Here is a 23,177-nt window from a genome sequence, read left to right as displayed (position 1 = left end):
TACGTATGTAATGTGTGCAAGTCTTATGCCTGCTTCTTACAGGGGCATGGACTAAGTGATTGAAGAAAGGATTGGCTCTCATATGGATTGCAACTCGGCCGTCTCTTTAATGCATGAATGTTTGGATGAGTCGTTGTCCCCGGCGCAGAAGGTTGAACTGAAAAGTCACCTTATCACCTGTTCAGAGTGCCGCATGCGCTTTAAAGAGTTGGAACAGACGGAAATGCTGCTCTTTGCCATGAAACATTATTCGCCGTCTGCCTCGGATGAGCTGACCAATCGGATTATGAACGCTCTGCCCCAGCCTAAAAGACAGCAGAAATGGTTCAAATGGATCAAAGGACATCCTGCGCTGACGGCGGCAGCCTTCTTTTTGGTCGTGATGCTCTTTAGCGCTTGGAGTTTCTGGAATCAAAATAACGAAATGGTCGTTAAAGGCAAGAATCTGGACCAGATTGTCATTGAAGGCAATAAGGTTATTGTTCCGGAAGGCAAGTCAATTGCGGGCGATCTTACAATAGAAAATGGAACCGCCCAGGTGTACGGTGAAGTGAATGGCAATCTGACGGTGATTGATGGACAGCTGTATCAGGCGTCGACGGCTCATATTTCCGGTCAGGTCAAAAGCATTGATCAAGCACTCGACTGGTTCTGGTACAAAATAACCAATATGGTGAATGAAGTGGCCTATCGCTAGGTCGGCAAATTCGTTCATGGTAAAATGCCAGGCAGGTACCTCCGATAACTAGGGGGTGCCTTTTTGTAGTTATGAGGAAGGAATTTTATATCAAAGTCAGGTTCCTGGTTCCGTATGAGGAGCTGTGGAGTCAATTTCTATGAAATTTATGGGAATTTCGCGTAATATGTGCAGTTTGAGACCGACGCAACTTGCAACATGAACGTTAACGTTATAACCTAGATACTAAAGAGAACATAATACTACATATAGAGTTTCTCTTGCTTTCTTTTCGATCGGGAACATACCGGTTGCGAAGAGAATCTTGGTCATACAAATCCCTGAAGGGGTAAATATCGGAGCATGGTTTACTCACCATTGGGACAACGGGGGCTGGGTTATGAACTATTTTGCTGACTTGACTTGGCAAGAGTCCATTAAGGACATTATCGATATATTAATCGTTACCTATATTATGTACAAACTGATTTTGCTTGTACGGGGTACGCGGGCCGTCCAGCTTCTTAAGGGCATTTTGTTTCTTGTCCTGATCTGGGCGTTGAGCACTTGGCTGAACCTGTATACGTTGAAATGGCTGATGAATCAGATGTTTACGTTCGGCGTCGTTGCCGTCTTTATCATCTTTCAGCCCGAGCTTCGCCGCGGTTTGGAGCAGTTGGGCCGGGGCAAACTGTTTGGCCGGTCGACCGCAGCCAGCGATGAGGAGTTAACCGTGCTTATTGGAGAGATCATTAAGTCCGTGAACTATTTGTCGCGCCGGAAAATCGGGGCTCTGGTCGTATTTGAGCGTGAAACCGGATTGAACGATTATACGGAATCAGGCATTCAAATGCAGTCCTTGGTCAGCTCTGAGCTGATGATCAACATATTTATTCCGAATACGCCGCTTCATGATGGGGCGGTCATTATTCAGGGCAAACAGATCACTGCCGCAGCCTGTTACCTGCCATTGTCCGAAAATCCGTTTATCAGCAAGGAACTCGGAACTCGCCATCGTGCGGCGATTGGCATTACGGAGGTAGCGGATGCGGTATGCCTCATCGTTTCCGAGGAGACAGGGCAAGTGTCTTTGGCCATGAATGGTCAGATCGTGCGCGACATCAAGGAAGAATCATTGATTGCCAAACTGTATGAAGAACTTCGGCCAACCTCCAATTTGTCCAAGAAAAAGGGACTGGCGTTCCTCTTGAGACGGAAGGAGGGACGGCGTAATGGATAAATGGTTCAATAACAACAATTTTGCCAAGGTCCTTGCTTTGGCCGTAAGCCTGCTGCTTTGGTTCATGATTCATTTGGACGAAGTGCCTACGACGCCAACGATCACTACGGGAACGAGCAGCCACGTTGTGGAGCGAACGGTAGCCATTCAGCCCTACGGGCTGGATAGCAGCGCGTATGTGCTGACGTCGTTAAGCACCGATGAGGTTCGTTTAGAAATCAAGGGCCAACGTTCAAGACTGACGTCCATATTCACGAACGACGACTACAAAGTGCTCGTGGATCTGAGCGGCGTGAAAGACGGATCCAACACGCTGCCGCTCGTGCCCGATCTGCCATCAGGTGTTGAGGTCGTCAGCATGGAGCCTTCGATGGTGACGGTGAACGTGGAGAAACTGAGCACGAAATCATTCGATGTGAATATTGTACCGGAAGGGAAAGCCGCGGAAGGATACACCGTCGGGACTCCGGTCGTGGAGCCTTCCGGCCAGGTTAAAGTGACGTTACCCGAGGGGCAAATGGACGCTGTGGCCAAAGTTCAGGGTACCGTAAGCATCAAGGATGCCAAAGAAGACATCGTGCAGAAAAAAGTTAAACTTCAAGCCTATGATACCGAAGGCAAAGTGATTGAAAATGCAGTGATTGCACCGGAAACGGTGGATGTACGGATTCCGGTCAATCAGCCCTATGTTTCTATACCCTTAAGAATCACATATTCAGGCCAACTGCCGGAGGACTTGGTGTTGTCCAGCGTAGAGCCGAACGTGAAAGAAGTCATGGTATATGGGAACGAGCAGGCATTGGCGGGCATACAGTCCTACGACCAAGTGACCCTGGATCTCACCCAGTTTGATCAGGCAGGTACCTCCACAGTTAACGTGGACTTGACGCCGCCTTCCGGTTTTGAGAAAATCGAGCCTAGTTCGATTCAACTCAAGGTTACGATCTCGCCTTACAATGAAGCTGAGGAGACCACCAAGGTGTTTTCCAACATTCCGATTACGCTGGCAGGGATCGGTGAAGGATTGGAAGGCACCCTGGTTACACCCAAAAGCGGTGGGCTTGACGTTACGCTGCGCGGACCGGAAAGCATGCTGCAAGGCGTGTCGGAAGGCGATATCAAGTTGACGGCAGACCTTACAGGTTTGGACAGCGGCACGCACAATGTGCAGCTGCAGGCAGAGCTGCCCCGTTTTGCCAAACTTGATGATTCGTCCGGCACTCTTCATGCCACGGTTCAACTTACCGAGAAGGCAGATGAAACGTCGGCAGCCCCGGATGGGCAAACATCCGGTGGTGAGGGCGATACCTTGGGTCCTAAGCCTTCGCCAGCGGAGGTAGAGAATAACGGAGGGACTGACCCTGCTACCGAGGAGGAGGAGCCTGAATCGAATACGGACAATCCGGAGCAGGAAACCCAGGGAAGTGTTACGACCCCGGGTACGACCAGTAACCTTGGAAACGACGCTGGTTCGAATCCGTAACTTTTTCAGTCAAATGAACAGGAATTTTAAAATAATGATGATGTCTTGATATGATGCGAACAGAAGGAGTTAGATCATGGGGAAATATTTTGGGACAGACGGTGTAAGAGGGGTTGCCAATAAAGAGCTGACCGCAGAACTGGCTTACAGCATCGGGCGATGCGGCGGTTATGTGCTTGCAGGCGGCGTAGAGAGACCCAAGGTGGTCATCGGCATGGATACGCGTATTTCCGGACTTATGCTTGAATCTGCCTTGGTTGCAGGACTATTGTCCATCGGTGCGGATGTGATCCGTCTTGGCGTAGTGTCGACACCGGGTGTCGCCTATTTGACGCGGTTGCTGAAAGCCGATGCAGGGGTGATGATCTCGGCCTCCCACAATCCGGTGGAGGATAATGGCATCAAGTTTTTCGGCGGAGATGGCTTCAAGCTGTCTGATGAGACGGAAAATCGGATTGAAGAATTGATGGATGCGGAAAAGGATGAGCTTCCACGCCCTGTAGGTGCCGGTTTGGGCACGGTGACCGTGGATGAGGAGTCTCGTTATCGCTATCTCGATTACTTGAAAACAACGGTGAGCGAATCGTTCTCCGGGCTTAAAATCGTACTGGACTGCGCGAATGGCGCAGCTTACGAGCTGGCTCCCAAATTGTTCGCCGAACTAGGTGCAGAAGTCATTGCCATCGGCGCTGAGCCAAACGGCCTGAACATTAACGAACAATGCGGATCGACCCATCCGGAAGCTCTCAAGCAAGAGGTGATCAAACACCAAGCCGATCTGGGCCTGGCGTTTGACGGGGATGCGGATCGTCTGATTGCCATTGATGAGACGGGAGCCGAAGTGGACGGCGACTTCATCCTGTGCATTTGCGGGGATGCGATGAACCGTGCAGGCAAACTTAAGGATAGCACGATCGTATCTACGGTGATGAGCAACATCGGTTTCTACAAAGCAGCAGAGAAGCTGTCGCTCAAAACGGCGAAAACGGCAGTAGGCGACCGGTACGTCATGGAAGAAATGCGTCGCGGAGGCTATAACCTTGGCGGAGAGCAGTCCGGACATGTCATTTTCCTGGATTACAACACGACCGGAGACGGCATGCTGACAGCCATTCAATTGGTGGACACCCTGAAAGCATCCGGCCAAAAGCTGAGCGAGCTGAAATCCCTGATGAAGCAATACCCGCAAGTACTGGTGAACGTTCGCGTAAAGGATAAATCCAAGTACGAGGGCAACGCCGCCATCGGTGAAGCCATTGCCGTTGTGGAAAAACAGCTTGGCGACAATGGCCGCGTGCTTGTACGGGCCTCCGGTACCGAGTCCCTGATCCGTGTTATGGCGGAAGGCCCGGACAAAGTGGAATTGGAGCAATTCGTATCGCAGATTGCGGACGTTGTGCAAAAAGAACTGGTTTAAGACATTGGATCGTCCTTATTATGGGTGATCCCCATAAATATGGTATATACCCTTCGTCCCGAGCTGGTGAGTCGGTAGCCCGTTTTCCAGGTCGGGACCGTGGGTAAAACTGATAGAAATCTGATGAAATGGTCACAGGTACTTTGCTCCATTGCAAAATGAACCCGACATGCATATAATGAGTGGAGTCGTCATTCAGACACAGAAAGCGAGGGTTGTGAGGTTACAGTTATACAAGCGCCAGAGCTTGAACCATTGCGCGGGGAGAACGTTGTGCGAGATGTCTTTGGTAAGGCGGATCGATAACGTTCACGGCAATCAAGCTGACGAGGTGGAGGTGTTCGGAATGTTCGGCGGGGACCTCCCGGTGATGCACCAGAGCCGTAAACCGGATTTGCGGAAAATGGATGGGTGACTGTCCACACAACGCGCCGGTAGGTGCAGCATGGATTATCAACAAAAAATTCAAGTGAATGTGCGCAGAGAACACGATTCGTGTGCGGACGGGAAATGATGTGCATTCATGATTTCATCCAGAACGATGATAAGGATGACCTATGAACGGAATCGGTCCGTTCAGATCATTGATAATTGAATAGATCACCGTTTTCCATAGGATTACGGGAGAATATTTCCATCATTTCCTCGTACCGCGATGGCTCGTTTCTCATTCATGCGTCCTGCATTCATATATAAACGGAGGAACTAAACTATGTGCGGTATTGTTGGATATATTGGTAACAAAAACACTCAATCGGTATTGATCGAAGGTCTGAAAAAGCTGGAGTATCGCGGGTACGATTCCGCAGGGATCGCCGTATTTACGCCAGAAGGCCTGCAAATCACCAAAGCGCTTGGCCGTCTCGCGAACCTTGAAGCGAAACTGGAAGGCGCACCGCTGGTCGGTAATGCGGGTATCGGTCATACACGTTGGGCAACTCACGGTAAACCATCGGATGAGAATTCCCATCCACACACGGATGAGAGCCAAAAATTCTCCGTTGTACACAACGGGATCATCGAGAACTACCTGGAGCTGAAAGACGAACTGATCGCTCAAGGTCATACGTTCTCTTCCGAAACGGATACTGAGGTTATTTCTCACCTGATTGCACGTGAGTACGAAGGCGATATCGTGAAAGCCGTACAAAAAGTCATCACTTTGATGCGCGGTGCGTTTGCCCTGGGCGTATTGACGGAGTATGAGCCGAATAAATTGGTTGCCGTGCGTCAAGCGAGCCCGCTTATTATCGGTATTGGTGAAGGCGAGAACTTTATCGGTTCGGATATCCCGGCGATTCTGGAGCATACACGCAATGTATACATCCTGAACGATGGCGAGATGGCTGTTTTGACACATGATGCTGTCGAATTGATGACGATTGAAGGCAATTTTATTTCTCGGGAAATGATTCGTGTCGATTGGGATGCCGTAACCGCAGAAAAAGGCGGATTCGAGCACTTCATGCTGAAAGAAATTCATGAGCAGCCAAAAGCATACCGTGATACGATGCTGGGCCGCATCGACAGCGAAGGCAAAAAAGTATTGTTCCCTGAGTTGAAAATGACCGAGGAACAAATTAAAAATATTCGCAACATTCAAATCATTGCTTGCGGAACTGCATACCATGCAGGTCTCGTGGGACGTACCGTAATCGAGCAATTGGTGCGCATTCCGGTAGAAACCGATGTAGCTTCCGAGTACCGCTATCGTTCCCCAATCGTGGGCAAAGATACGCTGGTGATCGTGGTGAGCCAATCCGGCGAAACGGCGGATACGCTGGCTGCACTGCGTGAAGCCCAAGCCAATGGTGCACACGTACTGGCCATCACAAACGTAGTGGGCAGCTCCATTGCGCGTGATGCGAATGATGTCATTGCTACTTTGGCAGGACCGGAAATTGCCGTAGCATCGACCAAAGCATACACATCGCAGTTGATCGCATTCAACCTGTTTGCATTGTATCTGGCGCAAGTGCGCGGTACGCAAACAGCGGAAGAGATCGCGCACACACTCGCTGCAATGCAAGCATTGCCTGAGCAAGTGGAATCGATGCTGGCAAAAGCAGATTCCATCAAGGATTATGCAGAGCAAATCTCCAAACACCAGCACCTGTTCTTCATCGGTCGCGGTCTGGACTTCGCTGTGGCGCAAGAGGGATCTTTGAAGCTGAAAGAGATTTCCTACATCCACTCCGAAGCGTATGCTGCGGGTGAACTGAAACACGGTACGCTGGCGTTGATCGAAGAAGGCATTCCTGTGATTGCTTTGGCAACGCAAGAGAACGTGCTGGAGAAAACCGTGAGCAACATCAAAGAAGTGAAAGCACGCGGCGCTGACGTACTGGCAATCACGTACGAAGAGCATGTGGCTACGCTGTTGAAATCCGTAGACCAAGCGTTTGCGATTCCTAAGACGCTGCCATTGCTGAACCCGGCATTGTCCGTCGTTGTACTGCAATTGCTGGCTTACTACGCTTCCCTCGCTTTGGGCCATGATGTGGATAAACCACGTAACCTGGCGAAAAGCGTAACGGTGGAGTAAGGAGCAAGAAAACGAGCAAGCTATGCTGCTAAAAAAGTCCTGATGACGTCATGTCATCAGGACTTTTTTGTTTCTGATGCAGCAGTGTTCTATAACAAACCAATGGAATGCTTGCCAGATCTCCATCCGAAGTTCTGGCAAATCGTTAAATCAGTGTCAACAAGTCGTTGTTTTTGTCCTTGGAGTAGATTATGTTCTTGTGATACCATACGGTGAAGTAAATGAACCCAAAAATGGATGATAGCCATTTATTTAAGACGGATCAGGCCATCCACGGCGGATGAGCTGCGGCATTATCGAAGCAGGGGTCAAACGGCCGTTCGTTGCCGCGCCGGGCTTTATAACGGATGGTTTGGAGACGCTGCATGAACTTGGCATCGAAGGGCGGGAACAATTCGCCCAAGGGGGAGGTAATCCGGGAGAGTACGGCACGACATTGTGCCTGAACGACGATGCGAGAGGGCTTGATTTTTCTGGCGAATTACGCGAAGAGGCAGACGACCGGCTGGTTCGAGGATGTCTGAACTCTTTACAGCAGTTCGTCCCGCAGCAATTTTGGCGAACAAGAAATGACGATCATGCCCATAAAAAAACACCGGCTCAATGAACGACGTCCCCGGCAGATCGAGTGATCTACCCAAGGGAATGTCTTTCAAAAGCTGGTGTTTATTTGTTTTGTTATTCCAATATGTTGTGAACCCCAACTATAATTTCAAATCGACCGAATACCGATCGCGAAGCACCGACAAGTGGTGCAGCTCATGGCCAACCAAGACGAAGGCGATGGACCGGGCCGAGGCCGTATTATCACTGACGATGCCTTTACGCAGCCAGGCTTCCGGTGTGAGGTGACGGAGCATAAGGATCGTTGAGCGTCGCACAGCGGCATATTCTTCGCTTAGATCCGTCAACGTGTACGTGTCGAAAGGATGGCTCTGCATGAGCACGTCCTGATCGTAACCCGGATGGGGCGTGACGTCGCCTCTGGCGATGCGGAGCAAACGGTTGCTCATAATGCGTTCGTTGTCCACAAGGTGGCCGATGACCTCTTTCACGCTCCATTTGCCTTCGGCGTAACGATAATCACCTTGTTCCTCCGTCAAGGAGGAGAGCAAGGCTTGTACGGTGTTCGCTTGTTTCTCCAGCAGCTCGATCACGTCGCCTTCAGGAACAAGTCGGATGTACCTTTCATAAAAAGCGGCATATTCCTCTGTGGTCGGTCTTTCAATCATGTCAAAGCCTCCTTTGAGATTATAACTCTACATTCATTGTAGCATATATTCCCAGGCCAATATTTCATCGTTTTAACGGCAGGGGACATGATACCATTCGGCGGGACGGATAATAGGCTATGGAATAAATATCCTGTTTTCGAAGGGAGAGCTTATGAGTCATCTGAACAACGAGTTTTATCCTTATTATGCTGCGCATTTGTCTTACACCTCTTATCCTTATGGTTACCCTGCCCAAGCTTACTATGGTTACGCCTATTATGGCGATATGCGGCAGGAAACGTCGTCGTCCTACAAAACGTTGGAAGAGGCACTGGCGTTGATCCAAAAAGCGGTCGAGGGTGAGAAAGAGGACGAAATGTTCTACGATTACCTGATCTCGGTCGCTCCTTCGGATGAGGAAAAGGAAATCATCGAGAGCATTCGCGACGACGAACGCAAGCATAACCGCATGTTCCGCCAGATTTATCAGCATTTTACGGGCCGGGTCATCGCCGCGCCTGAAAGCGTGCCGTTCGAGAAGCCGGCGTCGTACATTGACGGGGTCCGCAAGGCGCTCTTTGGAGAGCTGGCCGCGGTGGAACGCTATCGGGATATTCGGGCAGGGCTTCCAGACCGTTACTACAGAGATATGCTGTTTGAGATCATTACGGATGAAATCAAACATGCCACTAAGTACAATTACCTCTTAACCTTGGATACGCGGCGGGCACTACAAAATTAAAACCAAAGCAACAAAAGATTAGCTCGCCCGGCGTGACAAAACTGAAAAAGGATATGCTCAAGGGAGCACATCCTTTAAATACGGTGTCTTTGTATCCTGTTCCCGTTACTGTCATGAGCGATTCAGAGAATTAAGCCTCCTGGAAACGGGCTGCTTCCAGCTTGGCAAGGCGTTTCATCAGCTTTTTGAGCATGACGGAAGCTTTGACGCGAAGCGGCAGATCGTCGGAGATTTCAATCGAATAGGCCCCTGCCAAAATCAGTTCCTTCAGTTCGGCGTTTGAGCCGGCGGGACGATTCAGCACATTAAAAACACTGCCGTATTGCAGGCATTGATGGGTGTCGCTGCCGGCCGTTACCGGTTTGCCAAGCGATTCGGCGAATTGCCCGACTTGATCGCGAGTGGCCTGGATGCCGACTTTGTACATGTCCTTAGCGTTCAGGTCAAAGGCATCCAGGCGTGCAAGCAACGCACGATCCAGTGAATGCAGCGGGGTGGACTCGCGGAACGGATGCGCCCCGATTTTCAGCAGGGGCCGGGCTTCGGCCAGGTCGAGCAGGTCGGCAAAAGGAATGAATGACCCTTTGGCCGTATAGTTTTCCAATGCGCCGCGCACGGCGAGAATATGTTCCTTTTGGCCGATGAGCAGAATATGTCCGGTTTCCGCGATGTCCACTTCCATGCCGGGAAAGATGCGCAGCCCGTCTGCATCGTAATATTCCCCATTGTACGGGTAGAGTCGATCCAGGTTTTCGTAGACATCATAGAAATGGCGGGTATTGAAATGCTCGGTCAAGGCGAGCGCGTCGAGTCCGTTCGTTCTGGCTTCATGAACCATTTCCGTGAAATAATCGACGGAGAAATCGGAGTTTTTGGACAATTTGCCGTGAGTGTGCAGATCAATGCGCATGAGGCAGGGCACTTCCTTTCATACTGTGAATGATTGATGCAATGAATTTTCTGATTTTTTAGAAGCCGCAAAAATATGCACACGTTAACGGAGAGGCAGAACCGATCTGTAGAAGCGAAGCGTGCGCTAAAAGCTTTCTGAAAGAAAGCTGCATCGGAAGCATAGGCTTATCACCGGATTTTCCCCTACAAAAAGGGGAATAGAAAAATCTGGGGATAAGAGCGATCGGAAAAATGGTACTGCACTCGCAGTGACCTAGTGTGATTGATTAACGGTTTCTATAAACAATTATAAAATGTTATACTGTCCGCCAACCCAGAAGAGCAGCGCCACATACAGCGCCGACCCGGTCAGGAACGCAATATCGCGGGGGGTGATGTGCAGGTGGGCCAGCTTCAGCCGTTTGGACGCGGGGTTGTTCATCCCGTAGGAGAAACCGCGCGTTTCCAATGCTTCAACGGTAGTGCGCGAACGTTTGGCGGTGGCCAGCATTAATGGGAAAAAGGAGAACATCAGCAGTTTCATGTAATAAACGACCGATCTCCAATAAAACCAGCCATGTTTCGATGGCGCCCGGCCGCGCAGCTTGTAGGACAACATGATGTTGCGGAACTCCCCGAACAATACGGGCAGGATGCGATAGGCGTACGACATGCTAAAGGAAAACGCGGCCGGCATGCCCAGCGAGAGCAGTCCGTCCCCGATGCGTTCGGGGTCCATGCCCGAGAACACCGTAATGCTGGCGAGCGAAACGATGGACAATTTCAGCGTCAACAGCAATAAAGGAAGCGCCGATTCCAGACTCCCGCCAAAGAACAGTGAAATGACGAACATCCAGCCGACCTGACCAATCAGGCCAAGACATAGAATGATGATGATAAAGATGGCTGCCCTGGACAGAATGGTCGTGGTGACCATCAACAGGAACAATCCGAGCAGCACCGTTCCGTTATGGATGAACCAGGGCGCGATGGCAAAGAAAAGGTACCAGATCAGCATTACCCGCGGGTCAAGCCGCGAAAGGCTCGCATGCCCGCTTCCATATACGGTATTCATTAACTCCAGTTGAATGCGTTCGATTGAAATTTTATCAAGCCAGTTGCGGACAAGCTGCATGATGTGCCTCCTTTTTCAGCGGTTCAGCATGGTTCAATGGCAGCAGTCGGGCAGCAAAAGCCTCTGCCGTTGGACAAAGCCCAGGCATGTTCAGGCGGTGCGACAGCTCCATGATTTGGGTAAGCGCCAGGCCGGCCCGGCGAAGCAGCGCTGCATCGGAGAAGATGTCGGCAGGCGTCCCATCCGCTTCGACTCGTCCGTTGTGCAGCACAATGACGCGGCTGGCCCATTGGGTGACCAGCTGCATGTCATGCGTGGCGATGACCGTGGTTCGCACATGCTCATCCAGCTCGGCGAGCACCCCAATCAGTTCCTCGCGTGTAGCCATGTCCAAATTGGCGGTGGGTTCGTCCAGCAGCATCAGGCGGGGGTGCATGGCTGCACCGATGGCCAAGGTGACGCGGCGCTGCTGTCCGCCGCTAAGCAGGCGCGCATCGCGATCCTGAAGATCCATCAGTCGAAACCGATCGAGCATATGGGCAATACGTGAATCGGCATCTTTCATGCCGCGAGCCTTCAAGTAGTAGCCGACCTCCTTGCGTACGCTGTCCTGAATGAACATCTCGGCCGATTGTTGGAAGATGTAAGCCACTTTTCCCGCCAGATGTTCCATGGAAGAGCGATTCGTCTTTTCCCCCAGCACAGTCACGCTGCCTTCCTGGGGCAGATGAATACCCGCAATCAATTTCAGGAGAGAGGATTTCCCTGCACCGTTGTTGCCGATGAGCGCGACCCGTTCTCCTTCATGCAATGAAATATTTATGCCGCGAAGCACCTCATGCTCCTGTTTGCCAAGGCCCCTGTATCGCAAACGCGTGTCGTTAAAGCGAACCAGTGGAGCTATGGACGCATCAGACCCTTCACGATCCGCCTTGGGATGGTTGGCCTGCCCGGACAAGTCGGAAGCGGTCGCCTCGTCCGGCGTTGTTCGTGAAGCACGGGCTTCCAGTATGTACCGCTCGGCAAAGTAAATGGCCGCCTCCTCCACGGTGACAGGGAACGGCGCCGTTCCATTCTGCCCGTAGGAAGTTGGTATCGTGCCGACGGTGGCACACGCTGGTGTCCCAACGGGTTCTACGGTCAAGCCAACTTTGGCGGCAGCCATAGCTGCCCGGGTAACATCCGGCGGCTGAATCCCCAGCCGCTCCAAATCGCTTACGCGGTTAAGGCCCTCCTGAACAGGCAGCTTCCATAAGGCACGCCCCTGATCCATCAATACGACATCATGGCAAAAATCCGCGATAAACTCGGTATGATGTTCAATAACGATCAGCGTTTTGCCATAATCGGTGTTCAGCCGTTTCAGGCACTCGTAGATCTGTTTGGCATGCTGCGGATCCAGTTGGGAAACCGGTTCATCCACGATCAGGATTTCCGGGTCCATCGAAAGTGCACCAGCGAGAGCAAGCAGATGCTTTTGCCCGCCGCTCAGTTCCCAGATGTAACGGTCTTGGATTCCTTCGAGCCCGCACATCGCGAGAGCGCGTTCGCCGAGTTCGCGGTAGTTGCGCAAACCGTAATTGAGCGGCGCAAAACAGGCTTCATCCAGTACGGTCGGACGTACGAGTTGATTATCGAAATCCTGATAAACGTAACCGATGCTGCGGGAAAGTTCGGCCACGTTCCGCCCTTCGACCGGCATGCCAAGCACATGGACTTCTCCTGAGAAATCCCCCGTATAGAATTGGGGAATCAGGCCGTTGAACAGCTTGCACATGGTGGACTTGCCGCATCCGTTGCCTCCGATGATAGCCGTGAAGCTGCCCCGTGCCAGTTCAAGTGTCAGTCCGTTCAGGACAGGCTCCGCAGAGCCGGGATAGGTAAAGGTTACGTTCCGAACGTCCACGGCACTGGAGGGAAGGATATCCTCGTGAGAGTGCACCTCCCCTTCATCCAGAAACTCGCTTGGCTCGTTCCGCGGGGCAGTCCTTTCGATGTCGGTATGGATGTTTTGGCCAGAAAGGGGCCCCGTTTTGAAGTGAAGCTCCTCCAAGCGCTCACCGGGTTTCTTTGTGCTCCAGAATGACATGAATTTACGCATAAGGACGATTCTCCGTCCCTGGCGCGACTTTGCTTTTCCCGCGTCTGGCCCGCATGAACAGCAGGGTAATCAGCGCGATGACGGCTGCAGCGCCAATGCTGATCCAGATGGAGGCCGAGCCATACTCGTCCGCGTAATCCGTCTCCCATACCGCGAAGTTGATGTCCATCTCGGATAGCGACTCGGCCCCGAAGGCAAACAGGAACAGCAGCAGCCCGATCAACAGAAGCTTTGGACGGAACAGGCCCAGTCCTTCGTACTTCATGCCGGGATTGCGGGGTTTGATGCCCAGCAGCGGTTCGATTTTGCCATACAGCATCGGAACGAGGTAGAGCGTTGGCAGCAGGGCAAACAGGATGCCCGAAAACAACACGTCATTCAGAAACCCGACGCCTTCAATAACAACGATGCTCTCGGCGAGCCCGGGAACGGCTTCAAGCTGTTCCACGCCGATCCATACCTTTCCGATATCGACCAACGAGCTGAGAAACTGGTGTATGATGACACCCGTCATCGCTGCGACGCCAACCTGTCTGCGGTTACGGGGATCACTCACCATGCGGCCTGCGACGTACATGGCAAACGAGAACGTGATAAACTTCTCCAGCTCGCCCAGTCCCCCGAATTGCCCCAGCATTAATTCTCCAAAGATGACCTCACCCATGGCTGCGCCAACGGCCGCAATCATCGGATGGAACAAAATGCACAGCGTAAGCGGAATGAACGCAAAATATTCTACGGATAATTCGATGGGGCCCAGCTGCAATTTCGGAATCAACTCGGTGAACATGTTGGACAAACCGTACAGCGACATGGACAGCACAAACACCATCATTTTCTGCGAAGACGTCAGCGTATAACGCTCAGTCATCTTCTTCATTGGTCATACCTCCCGAAAAGTTTATCGATCAGTGGATCATAGCCACAGTCTAGAGCCGGAATATTAACGGGGGAGAAGAGATTTGTAAATCAAACGTAATTTTTATTACAACATTACATAATTAATGAAAAAAATATTACAGAAACAAACCACTTTCGTTTCGTGCTGCTGGTATACTGGTTGCAGAGACCTCAAAGGAGTGCAAGGGATATGAACTTGTTTGCCCATAAAGATCAGCTATCGCCAGGACATCAAAAAATCGCCGATTTCATTGAGCGCCACCCGGAGGACATGTTATTCATGACCGAGCAGGAAATCGCGGACAGGCTTGGAACCAGCATCGCCACGGTATCCCGTTTTTGGCGTGCCGTCGGCTACGACAATGCCAAAGCGTTCAAGATCCGTCTACGGACTTCGGAGGATACCACTCCCGCCCTCAAACTGAATAAAACGATATCCCGCATGGACACCGACAGCCTGCCCGTTCAATTGTTGGAGGCATCCGTCGCGCATTTGCAGGAAACGCTCTCTCACATGAAGAGCGGAGATCTGGAGCAGGCCGCCGTTCTTTTCTCGGAAGCGAGAAGGGTATATGTCTATGCCCCAGGACCTTCGGCAGGATTGGCTGAGCTGCTGTCCTTCCGTTTGTCCAGATTCGGGATGACCGTTGTCCGATTGGCAGGAGGCGGACATGAATTGCTGGAAACGCTGATGCATATGCAGAAGGAGGATGTGGTGCTGCTGCTCTGCTTTACCCGCTTGCTTCCGGAAGCCGAGGTGATTCTCGATTACGCCAGCAATACGGGCAGCCAGGCCGTTTTGGTTACAGACAGGGAAGATTTGTTATACGGGATGGGGGCATCGATTTCGTTCTATGTCAGCCGGGGAGAACTTGGGGAATTCCATTCCATGGTCACCCCGCTATTGTTGATGGAACAGATGGTGCTCGCTGTCGGATTGAAACAGAAAGAACAGGCGTTAGCCCAGTTGGAGCGGCTTGGCGAACTGCGCAGCCGTTATGCGGACAGGTTGCCCAGAGGATAACGGGGCCTCTATTTAAGATGTCTATGTTTGCATCGACATAAGCCGCGTGCGTTGCGCGGCTTTTTTGTCGTTTAGTTGCAAATATTGTCACATAAGGTCATAGAATAAATGATCCGAATGTTGTATGATCGCTGCATTACAGTATTTAGCGGAGGGATCCATTACTGTGTTAGAGGCGCTGAAGGAAGATGCGGTCACTGATGATTTGGTTGTTAAGGCCATCGAGAGAAGTTTGGCCATCATTCGTTTTGATTTGAATCGTCAGGTAGTGTATGTCAATGATGTATTTGCATCCACTATGGGTTATACCAAGGAAGAGATGATTGGCATGAGCCATAGGCAGCTATGTTTTGACGAATTTGTAAACCGACCCGAGTACGAAGCGTTCTGGAAGAGCATTTTAAACGGGAACAGCTTCCAGGACAAGATTGAACGCAAACATGCACAGGGGAGTTCTGTCTGGCTGGAAGCGACCTACATGCCGATTTATGATAAAAAGAACGAACGCATTCTAGGGGTTTCCAAAATAGCCACGAATATTACGAAGCGACAGAACAGCATCGCCACCGTTGTTAATGAATTGAAAACGTTATCCCACGGATTGAACGAGCAGGCGGAAGAGGGAACGGCGCGAAGCAAAGAACTGCTCTCCAGCATAGCACGGATCTCCCAGGTGGCTGCTAACAACCAATCCACGCTTGCCCATCTGCAGCAGCAGGCGGCTGACATTCAGGGCGTAGTCAAAACGGTCCGGGACATTGCTTCGCAAACGCAACTATTGGCGCTGAATGCTGCCATTGAGGCGGCGCATGCCGGGGAGTATGGAAGAGGCTTCGATATCGTGGCGAAGGAAGTGAAAAAGCTGTCCGCCATGGTTGAAAACTCCATCAACGAAATCCGCGACAGCGTGCAAGGGATCACCCAGGAAATTCACAACATTTCCAAAGGCACCGAGCAGGTAAGACAGTATGTAGAACAAAGCGAAAAACAGATCGAGGTTACGCTACGGGACTTTACGAACACGGCGGAATCCGCGCAGCTGCTCGACATCAAGGCAGGGCACGTATCCAAGATGGTATGAACCAGGCGATGGTCAATTCCTGATTTAAAAATACAGGCAGATTCCCGAATACGGAATCTGCCCTTTTGCCGTTGCCGATGCAAGGCAACGTGCGAAAAGCTTGCAAAAACGGGAATTATTGTGAGCCGACGGGGACACAATACTTTGGAAAACTCAAAAGCTTATGGCGATGCCTTGCATTTAAATCATGCCTTTTGTAACAACTGCGGGATTTTCTTTCAGAGGCAAGGAAGCCAGTAGCTATGAGAAGCCATGGTATTGGGGGGAGGAAGATGTGGTCCAAGCTGCTCAGTTATATACCGGAAGGTTCCGTATGGTTTCAAGCCATCGTATTGGTCATCGTTCCCGTCGTCATATTGTACGTTTCCCGTTGGTTGAATGATGCCATTAAGAGAGGCAGCTTCAAAAAGGCAAAACCTTCAAATCTGGAGCGAGCGGGGGGAGCTTCTCCAGGGAGCGCATCGGAGCAAGACCAGCATCCGGAAACGGGGAGATATGCCAACATCAAAATAAGCGGGAAATATTCCACGGACATCGTTAGCATCAGGGAAACGGTGGCCCGGAATGCGGACGTTTACATTCGGGAGCTGACGATCAAGGGGACCGACATCCGAATTGCGGCCGTATTTACCGAAGGATTGATCGATCCCAGTCTCTTCGACCAGTCCCTGATGGCACCGCTTATGACGGAGGGTATCCCTGAGGAAGAGCTCGAGCGCTTTTCCCAAGCCGAGGGATCCAGCCTCCTCGAATCGTTTCTGTTGAATCGCTTGCTTATGGTGAGTGTATACGAAGAGACGCAATCGCTGCAGAAGTTCGCTCTGGGCGTCCTCGGGGGTAAAACGGGATTGATTGTGGAAGGCTTGCCAAAAGCTTTCATTATCGGGGGACCGCAGGGAAAGACCCGCAGCATCGATGAACCCTTATCAGAGGCGCTTCTCCGTGGACCGCGAATCGGATTCACGGAGCAGTTGAGCGACAACACGGGCATATTGCGTCGATATGGAAGCGATCAAAGCTTATTTATTGAGAAGTATCAGGTAGGCACCCGGGTCAAAAAAGATCTGGCGATTGCGTACATGCAGGATATTGCGGACCCCAAATTGGTCGAGGAAGTCAGAGAACGGATCAATGCGATGGAAATGGATATTATGCTGGAGTCCGGATATGTGGAGCAGCTGATCGAGGACAACACGTTTAGTCCTTTTCAGCAAGTGCTCAACACCGAAAGGCCTGACCGGGTTATGGGTGCGCTTCTGGAAGGAAGGGTGGCCATATTGCTGGACGGCACGCCTTTTGTACTCGTCGTTCCGGTGACCTTCAGCATGCTGCTTCAGTCCCCCGAGGATTATTACGAACGCTGGATTCCGGGGACTTTCTTGAGAATGCTGAGATTTCTGGCGGCGATGTTGGCACTGCTTGCCCCCGCCTTGTACATTTCGTTTATCTCGTTCCACCCCGGACTGATTCCGACCAAGCTTGTTCTAACGATTATCGAAACCAGGACGGGGGTGCCGTTTCCGTCGATTATCGAAGTGCTCATCATGGAGCTTTCGATCGAGATCCTTCGCGAAGCCGGAATCCGGCTGCCCAAACCGATCGGGCCTGCGATGGGCATCGTTGGCGGTTTGATTATCGGACAGGCTGCCGTGCAGGCAGGGATCATCAGTCAGTTCCTGGTTATTGTCGTTGCCGTGACGGCCATTTCTTCGTTTACCATCCCGGTATACAGCGCGGGATTGACCTTGCGGATATTGCGTTTTGCAGCCATGTTCAGCGCGGCGGTGCTTGGGCTGTTCGGCGTGGTCATGTTTTTCCTGTTGATTTGCACGCATTTGGCCCGTTTGTCGAGCTTCGGTGCGCCTTACGTGGCTCCGGCCGTTCCTTACAGTCTGCGGGACTGGAAAGACTTCATCATTCGCGCTCCTATCCGAATGATGAGATTGCGGCCGAAATTGGCCAATCCGGAGGACGAAGATCGCACAAATAAACAATGAGGCATGGAGGTGAGACAGAATGGAAGGCTCCCAGCAAAAGATTAGTACGGCTCAGGCTGTCGTGGTCATCGTAAACTACATGCTTGGTGCGGGCATATTGACACTGCCCCGCACGACGAGCAAAGCAGTCGGGACACCCGACGTATGGATTTCGATCCTGTTGTCCGGCCTGGTCATCACGGGCGTCGGTCTAATTCTGGTCACCTTGTGCAAGAGATTTCCGGGAAAGACGGTCTTCGAATTCATGGGAGAAATAACCGGCACATGGATTGCCTTCATCTTGGGATTCGCGATGATTGTTTACTTTATCGTGATCTCCGCGTTCGAAATTCGCATCATGGCGGATGTGACGGGCATGTATTTGTTGGAAAGGACCCCTACCTGGGCCATGGTCATGGTATTTATGTGGATCGGTATTTATCTGATCACGGGAGGACTCCAGGTCATCATTCGGGTGCTCGAGATCATTTTGCCCCTGACGTTGGTGATTTTCGTCGTGCAAATTTTGCTGGGGATGCAGTTGTTTGAAATCAGCAATCTGCGACCTGTGCTTGGCGAAGGAATCATGCCGGTCTTCAAGGGATTACAGCCCTCGCTCCTGTCATTTACAGGGTATGAAGCGATGTTTATTCTGACCGCGTACATGAAAAATCCAAAAACGAGCAATAGGGCGGTTGCTTGGGGAGTCAGCATTTCCACCATCATTTATTTGATTACGGTGGTTATGGTTGTAGGCAGTCTTTCGCTGGATGGCATCCAGACCCGAACGTGGCCGACTCTGGATTTGGTCCGAAGCTTCGAAATCAAGGGACTTGTTTTCGAACGTTTTGAATCCCTGCTTTTGGTTCTCTGGATTATGCAAATGTTCTCCACGTGTACCATTACGCATTATTGTGCTTCGATCGGCATTCGCGAGTTGTTTCGGTCCAAGAAGACCCATTTCATCATGTACCTGCTGCTTCCCGTCATTTATATCGCTGCGCTGATGCCGAAAAATTTGGATGAAACCTTTGCTTTAGGCGACATGCTGGGAACGATCTCGATAGCCCTGTTTGCCGTTCTGCCGCTGCTTCTTTTGCTTCTCAGCATGATTCGCAAGAAAGGAGGAAAACAGGCATGAATCAAGTGCGTTCCTTGTTGCGCATCATGGCTGCACTTGCTGCACTGCTGATTATATCGGGTTGCTGGAGCAGCAGGGAGATCGAGGAATTGAGCGTTTACGTGGGCCTCGGCCTCGACGTCGGCGAGGAGACGGCATTCGAAAAAAACATCGCTTCCCAAGGGGGCAACTACTCGAAGGAAAATAACGTGACAGCGACGGTCCAAATTGCGCCGGGATTTTCCAAACAACAACAGGGCGGAGGATCGGGCTCTCCTTCGTCCGGAAAAACATCGTATTCCAACGAACAGCTCAGCGGGGATTCGCTGCTGCAAATCTTTCGCCAATTTGCCCTTCGGCGGGATCGTCCGTTAATCGGGCATCATTTGAAGGTGATCGTCATATCCAAAGACGTTTTGAAAAAATACAGGATGGACCAACTGCTTGATTTCGTGCTGCGGGATAATGACATTCGGCCTAACACGCTGGTCATCATCAGCCATCGCAGCGCCAGGGAAGTGTTGACTTCCCAAGATCCTACCCGCATCCCTGCATTCTACCTGACCAACACAACCCGCAATGCCTATATGACGACGAAAATTATGGAACCGGTGACGCTCGCCATGGTGGATGCCAAAATGCAGGCCGGTTCCAGCTTTCTGCTGCAGAACGTGCTTTCCTACGATGGAGAGGACAAGTTTTCGGGGGCGAGCATTATCGATGGCAAAACGACCAAATTCATCGGAGAGCTTAGCCAAACCGACCTGGAAGGGTTAGCATGGATCACGGACAGATCCGGCGGGGGGGTGTTGAAAAGCTATAGAAAGAACGGCTTTACCATCGTTTACGAGATGAAAAAGAAAAAAACGAAGGTCATTCCGCATGTCCGCGGCAACGAAATTTCGTTTCATGTGGACGTGAAATCGGAAGGATGGATGATGGAAGACTGGACCGCGCCCGAGAAGGAAGAAAAGGGCGCTTACCTGAAGGAACTGGAAAAGGACTTTGCCGAATTGGCCGAACAGCAGATCAAACAGGTCCTGTACAAGATGCAGCATACCCATAAAGTGGATGTAGGCGATTTCGGGGAGAGCCTGCGCATTCATTATCCAAAGGTTTGGAAAAAGGTAAAAAAGGATTGGGACGAAGTTTTCAGCACAGTGCCCATTACGTATGACGTGAAAGTGAACATCACCAACCCGGGATCATCGACGCAATAACGAATGAACGCATGAAAGCAGGCTGATCTTCCAGATAAGAAGGACAGCCTGCTTTCAATTGTGCATATCTGTTCATTCAACGACCAGGTCCCGTGGAGAGGCTTCCCTGATCACTCGTGAAGATGCCCATGATCCAAGCGCGGCAGCCGGTATGCTTAAGCCGGAAAACATCAGGATGCCGGACCCGTTCAAAATAAGGGGCAGATCGACGATGCCGTATCCTGAGAGGACCGTTTCAAGCAGAAACGGCAGCAAATATACGCCTACCGCTATTCCGAAAAGGGAACCGACCAACGCAACGCCCGCAGTTGCGGCAGCAATCGACAGGCGGAGCTGACGTGACGTCATGCCCAAGGATTTGTAGATGCCATACGTCCGCGATTCTTTGCGAATGTTGATTCGGCAAGTGCTGAAAATGATGATGAACGTAACGGCAAGGAACAGCATTCCGATCAGGCACATCGGATAGATCAGCACGTTGGCGGCCTCGGTATAGACGGAATCAAGCAGTACTTTCTGGGTGACGACCGAAACCGATCCCTGGAATGGCTCGTTCAACCGTTTGGCGACCGCAGCGGCATCCGTTTTGTCTCGGACTTGAATGAACGCGACGTCGGCATCGCTGTAATCCGGATCGACGGTTCGCATGGCCTCGGCCGTGATGCGCCCGGATATGGACATGTTGGCAATGGCCTGATACGTGCCGGTGATGATGAACGTACGTTTTTGGCCTTCGATATACAGCTCGATGAGGTCCCCTACATCTTTGTTTAACATGCGGCTAACCCCTACGCCGATCGAAATCTCATTTTTCCGCACAGGGTCATTGCCGTGCAGCGTTTCGAATCCAAGCTCCCGATAGTTTCCGTCCAGCACGCTGAGCGCCAGGCTAACCGAATCGTGCTGATTGGCATGATTCGTTTCGGGTACCGTAATTCCAGTGACATTCCCTTGCCACGCCACGTTCTCGATCTGTGCTTCCTCTTCCAAGGCCCGTTCCATTTCGGCGCGCGGAAAGGCGCCTTTGTCCACGATGACTGCCGCAATATCCGCCTGATCATAACCCCACTTGGCGGCAGTTTGATGAATCTCCGTGATGCTTGTCATTAACGCATACCCGAAGACCAGCACGGAGGAGGCCATGGTGGTAAGCAGCAGCAATAGAAGTGAACTTTTTCCGTATTTCATGATGTTTCGCATGCCGACCGCAGCGCCAACAGGTATCGTGGCAAAACTCATCCAGCGCGTCAGCGATAAATTCATTCTTCGCGCTGCGCGGGCATGGTCCGTTTCCGACATGCCGTACCGGATGGCCTGTACAGGCTGGATGCGGCCTGCTTTTGAGGCATATACGATGACGAACAGGATGACAAGCAGGAAAAGCAGCACGGCCAACATCAGTACCAAGCCTGTTCCCCGAATCGCCAAATCTTCATTGCCTGCACGAAGGGATGACGTGGAAATGCCGATGATGAACCTGGACATGATGAGGCTCAGCGCAGTTCCGGGAAGGATGGCAGCGAAAGCGAGCAGGGCGTATTGAATCGCATAAGTGCCGATGGTCGAAAGGGATGTGAAGCCGAGGGACTTCAAAATTCCGATCGTTCTATAGTTCGCCAGAATCGAATCCGAAATCGTGAACCCGATGGTCATCAGTGCAATAATCAACATGACAATGCCTAGAAAAATCATGATAAAACCGACGATTTGATGGATGATCAGATAAAAGGAAGCGATGCTCTCGAATTCCATCTTCGTTTCGAGGAAGGGGATTCCGTTTTCGTCGGCATAGCGATCCCAGTACCTTGGACTCGTCTCGTAGTCATCGAAATGGAGGCCTATCATGGAATAATCTTTGCCGCTTCCGGAGAATACGTTGCGGTAATCCGCTTCGTTCATCCAGATCCGGGCAGTATTGGTGAACGGGGCGCCATAAGGCACGTCAATCCGAATGCCGCTGACGACCAATTCGATGGTTGCTGCGTCTGCGTTAAAGCTGACAGTATCGCCTAAGGATATGTCGTATGCGTTCGACATGGAGGTTGGGATCCAGATCGTGCCCCGCGTGGGGGCATCAGAAGGCGTACCATCCGCAAAAACGGGTTTATCAACGGCCCAAGGCTGCTCCGGCGTATCGATCATATATAGGTATATGTTGGGGAATTGCTCACCATTGAAGGTGATTCCCGACAACGTCCGATATCTGAGCAGTGGAGAGACGTCGACGCCTTTTTGGGAGGTCCACCAGTCGTGGTCGGCCTGGGGATCGTTCAAGCCTTTTTCAAAGGTCAGCACCTGATGCGAGCCGTTGGTGCGGGCATGCATTTCTTCGAACTGGTTGCCCGTGTTGGCCAATACGATGAAAGCCGTGGATACAAGCAGGGTTGAGAGCAGGATGAGCAGGGCAATGAAAACATTTTGAAGCTTGCTTTTGCGCAGACGGGAGAAACTCAGTTTCAGCACGGCCAGCAT

19 protein-coding genes are annotated in these 23,177 nt (G+C 51.4%); 13 read left to right on the top strand and 6 right to left on the bottom strand.

The genetic code is table 11. The annotated features are described in order from the left end of the window. The first annotated feature begins 82 nt into the window (after positions 1–82). The 7 genes from RSX24_RS24750 (at position 83) to RSX24_RS24720 (ending at position 7,968) form a co-directional block, all read left to right on the top strand. Positions 83–697 (top strand): zf-HC2 domain-containing protein, encoded by a 615-nt coding sequence (locus RSX24_RS24750; RefSeq protein WP_236421521.1) that lies wholly within the window; start codon positions 83–85, stop codon positions 695–697. 379 nt (positions 698–1,076) lie between these two features. Further along, positions 1,077–1,916, top strand: coding sequence for a diadenylate cyclase CdaA (cdaA, locus tag RSX24_RS24745; RefSeq protein ID WP_236421522.1), 840 nt, complete (start codon positions 1,077–1,079; stop codon positions 1,914–1,916). Next, positions 1,909–3,399 carry a CdaR family protein gene (locus tag RSX24_RS24740; RefSeq protein WP_343262049.1) on the top strand — a complete coding sequence of 497 codons (1,491 nt, stop codon included), beginning with the start codon at positions 1,909–1,911 and terminating at the stop codon, positions 3,397–3,399. Before cdaA ends, RSX24_RS24740 begins: the two co-directional genes overlap by 8 nt. Positions 3,400–3,475: 76 nt before the next feature. Further along, complete coding sequence (gene glmM, locus RSX24_RS24735; protein WP_343262048.1) at positions 3,476–4,816, top strand: phosphoglucosamine mutase; 1,341 nt, start codon at positions 3,476–3,478, stop codon at positions 4,814–4,816. A gap of 280 nt (positions 4,817–5,096) precedes the next feature. After that, the gene (locus tag RSX24_RS24730; protein WP_290371515.1) at positions 5,097–5,231 is read left to right on the top strand and encodes a hypothetical protein; all 135 of its coding nucleotides are present in this window, start codon (positions 5,097–5,099) and stop codon (positions 5,229–5,231) included. 297 nt (positions 5,232–5,528) lie between these two features. After that, positions 5,529–7,361, top strand: a complete 1,833-nt coding sequence (gene glmS / locus RSX24_RS24725) for a glutamine--fructose-6-phosphate transaminase (isomerizing) (RefSeq protein ID WP_236421525.1) — start codon at positions 5,529–5,531, stop codon at positions 7,359–7,361. Between the two features lie 280 nt (positions 7,362–7,641). Beyond that, positions 7,642–7,968, top strand: a complete 327-nt coding sequence (locus RSX24_RS24720) for a ferrochelatase (protein WP_343262047.1) — start codon at positions 7,642–7,644, stop codon at positions 7,966–7,968. 97 nt (positions 7,969–8,065) lie between these two features. Here RSX24_RS24720 and RSX24_RS24715 read toward each other — a convergent pair whose 3' ends face one another. After that, the gene (locus RSX24_RS24715) at positions 8,066–8,593 is read right to left on the bottom strand and encodes a DinB family protein (RefSeq protein WP_343262046.1); all 528 of its coding nucleotides are present in this window, start codon (positions 8,591–8,593) and stop codon (positions 8,066–8,068) included. Between the two features lie 154 nt (positions 8,594–8,747). Between RSX24_RS24715 and RSX24_RS24710 the strand changes: the two genes are divergently transcribed. Beyond that, complete coding sequence (locus RSX24_RS24710; protein ID WP_343262045.1) at positions 8,748–9,317, top strand: ferritin-like domain-containing protein; 570 nt, start codon at positions 8,748–8,750, stop codon at positions 9,315–9,317. A 130-nt stretch (positions 9,318–9,447) separates the two neighbouring features. Here RSX24_RS24710 and RSX24_RS24705 read toward each other — a convergent pair whose 3' ends face one another. The 4 genes from RSX24_RS24705 to RSX24_RS24690 form a co-directional block, all read right to left on the bottom strand. Then, positions 9,448–10,227, bottom strand: a complete 780-nt coding sequence (locus RSX24_RS24705; RefSeq protein WP_343262044.1) for a PHP domain-containing protein — start codon at positions 10,225–10,227, stop codon at positions 9,448–9,450. Positions 10,228–10,515: 288 nt separating this feature from the next. Next, entirely contained in the window at positions 10,516–11,343 is an 828-nt protein-coding gene (locus tag RSX24_RS24700) for an energy-coupling factor transporter transmembrane component T family protein (RefSeq protein ID WP_343262043.1), read from the bottom strand. Further along, positions 11,318–13,384 (bottom strand): ABC transporter ATP-binding protein, encoded by a 2,067-nt coding sequence (locus RSX24_RS24695; protein ID WP_343262042.1) that lies wholly within the window; start codon positions 13,382–13,384, stop codon positions 11,318–11,320. The genes RSX24_RS24700 and RSX24_RS24695 overlap by 26 nt, the downstream gene beginning before the upstream one ends. Beyond that, on the bottom strand, positions 13,377–14,264 hold the full coding sequence (locus RSX24_RS24690; protein WP_236420433.1) for a DUF8171 family membrane protein: 888 nt from the start codon (positions 14,262–14,264) through the stop codon (positions 13,377–13,379). The genes RSX24_RS24695 and RSX24_RS24690 overlap by 8 nt, the downstream gene beginning before the upstream one ends. Positions 14,265–14,474: 210 nt before the next feature. Here RSX24_RS24690 and RSX24_RS24685 point away from each other — a divergent pair, with 210 nt between their 5' ends. The 5 genes from RSX24_RS24685 to RSX24_RS24665 all read left to right on the top strand — a co-directional run bounded on the left by RSX24_RS24685 (position 14,475) and on the right by RSX24_RS24665 (position 20,705). Then, positions 14,475–15,308, top strand: a complete 834-nt coding sequence (locus RSX24_RS24685; protein WP_343262041.1) for a MurR/RpiR family transcriptional regulator — start codon at positions 14,475–14,477, stop codon at positions 15,306–15,308. A gap of 166 nt (positions 15,309–15,474) precedes the next feature. Continuing rightward, entirely contained in the window at positions 15,475–16,389 is a 915-nt protein-coding gene (locus tag RSX24_RS24680; protein WP_343262040.1) for a methyl-accepting chemotaxis protein, read from the top strand. A 272-nt stretch (positions 16,390–16,661) separates the two neighbouring features. Then, positions 16,662–18,386 (top strand): spore germination protein, encoded by a 1,725-nt coding sequence (locus RSX24_RS24675; protein WP_343262039.1) that lies wholly within the window; start codon positions 16,662–16,664, stop codon positions 18,384–18,386. Between the two features lie 19 nt (positions 18,387–18,405). After that, on the top strand, positions 18,406–19,506 hold the full coding sequence (locus RSX24_RS24670; RefSeq protein WP_236420436.1) for a GerAB/ArcD/ProY family transporter: 1,101 nt from the start codon (positions 18,406–18,408) through the stop codon (positions 19,504–19,506). Then, positions 19,503–20,705, top strand: a complete 1,203-nt coding sequence (locus RSX24_RS24665; protein ID WP_236420437.1) for a Ger(x)C family spore germination protein — start codon at positions 19,503–19,505, stop codon at positions 20,703–20,705. Before RSX24_RS24670 ends, RSX24_RS24665 begins: the two co-directional genes overlap by 4 nt. Positions 20,706–20,777: 72 nt before the next feature. On the opposite strand, the gene RSX24_RS24660 is transcribed toward RSX24_RS24665, so the two are convergent. Next, the gene (locus tag RSX24_RS24660) at positions 20,778–23,177 is read right to left on the bottom strand and encodes an ABC transporter permease (protein WP_343262038.1); all 2,400 of its coding nucleotides are present in this window, start codon (positions 23,175–23,177) and stop codon (positions 20,778–20,780) included.

The organism is Paenibacillus hubeiensis, assembly GCF_032334105.1.
Lineage (GTDB): Bacteria > Bacillota > Bacilli > Paenibacillales > Paenibacillaceae > Paenibacillus > Paenibacillus hubeiensis.
The sequence above is the reverse complement of the archived record's forward strand: the minus strand, read 5'-3'. Positions and strand labels throughout refer to the sequence as shown.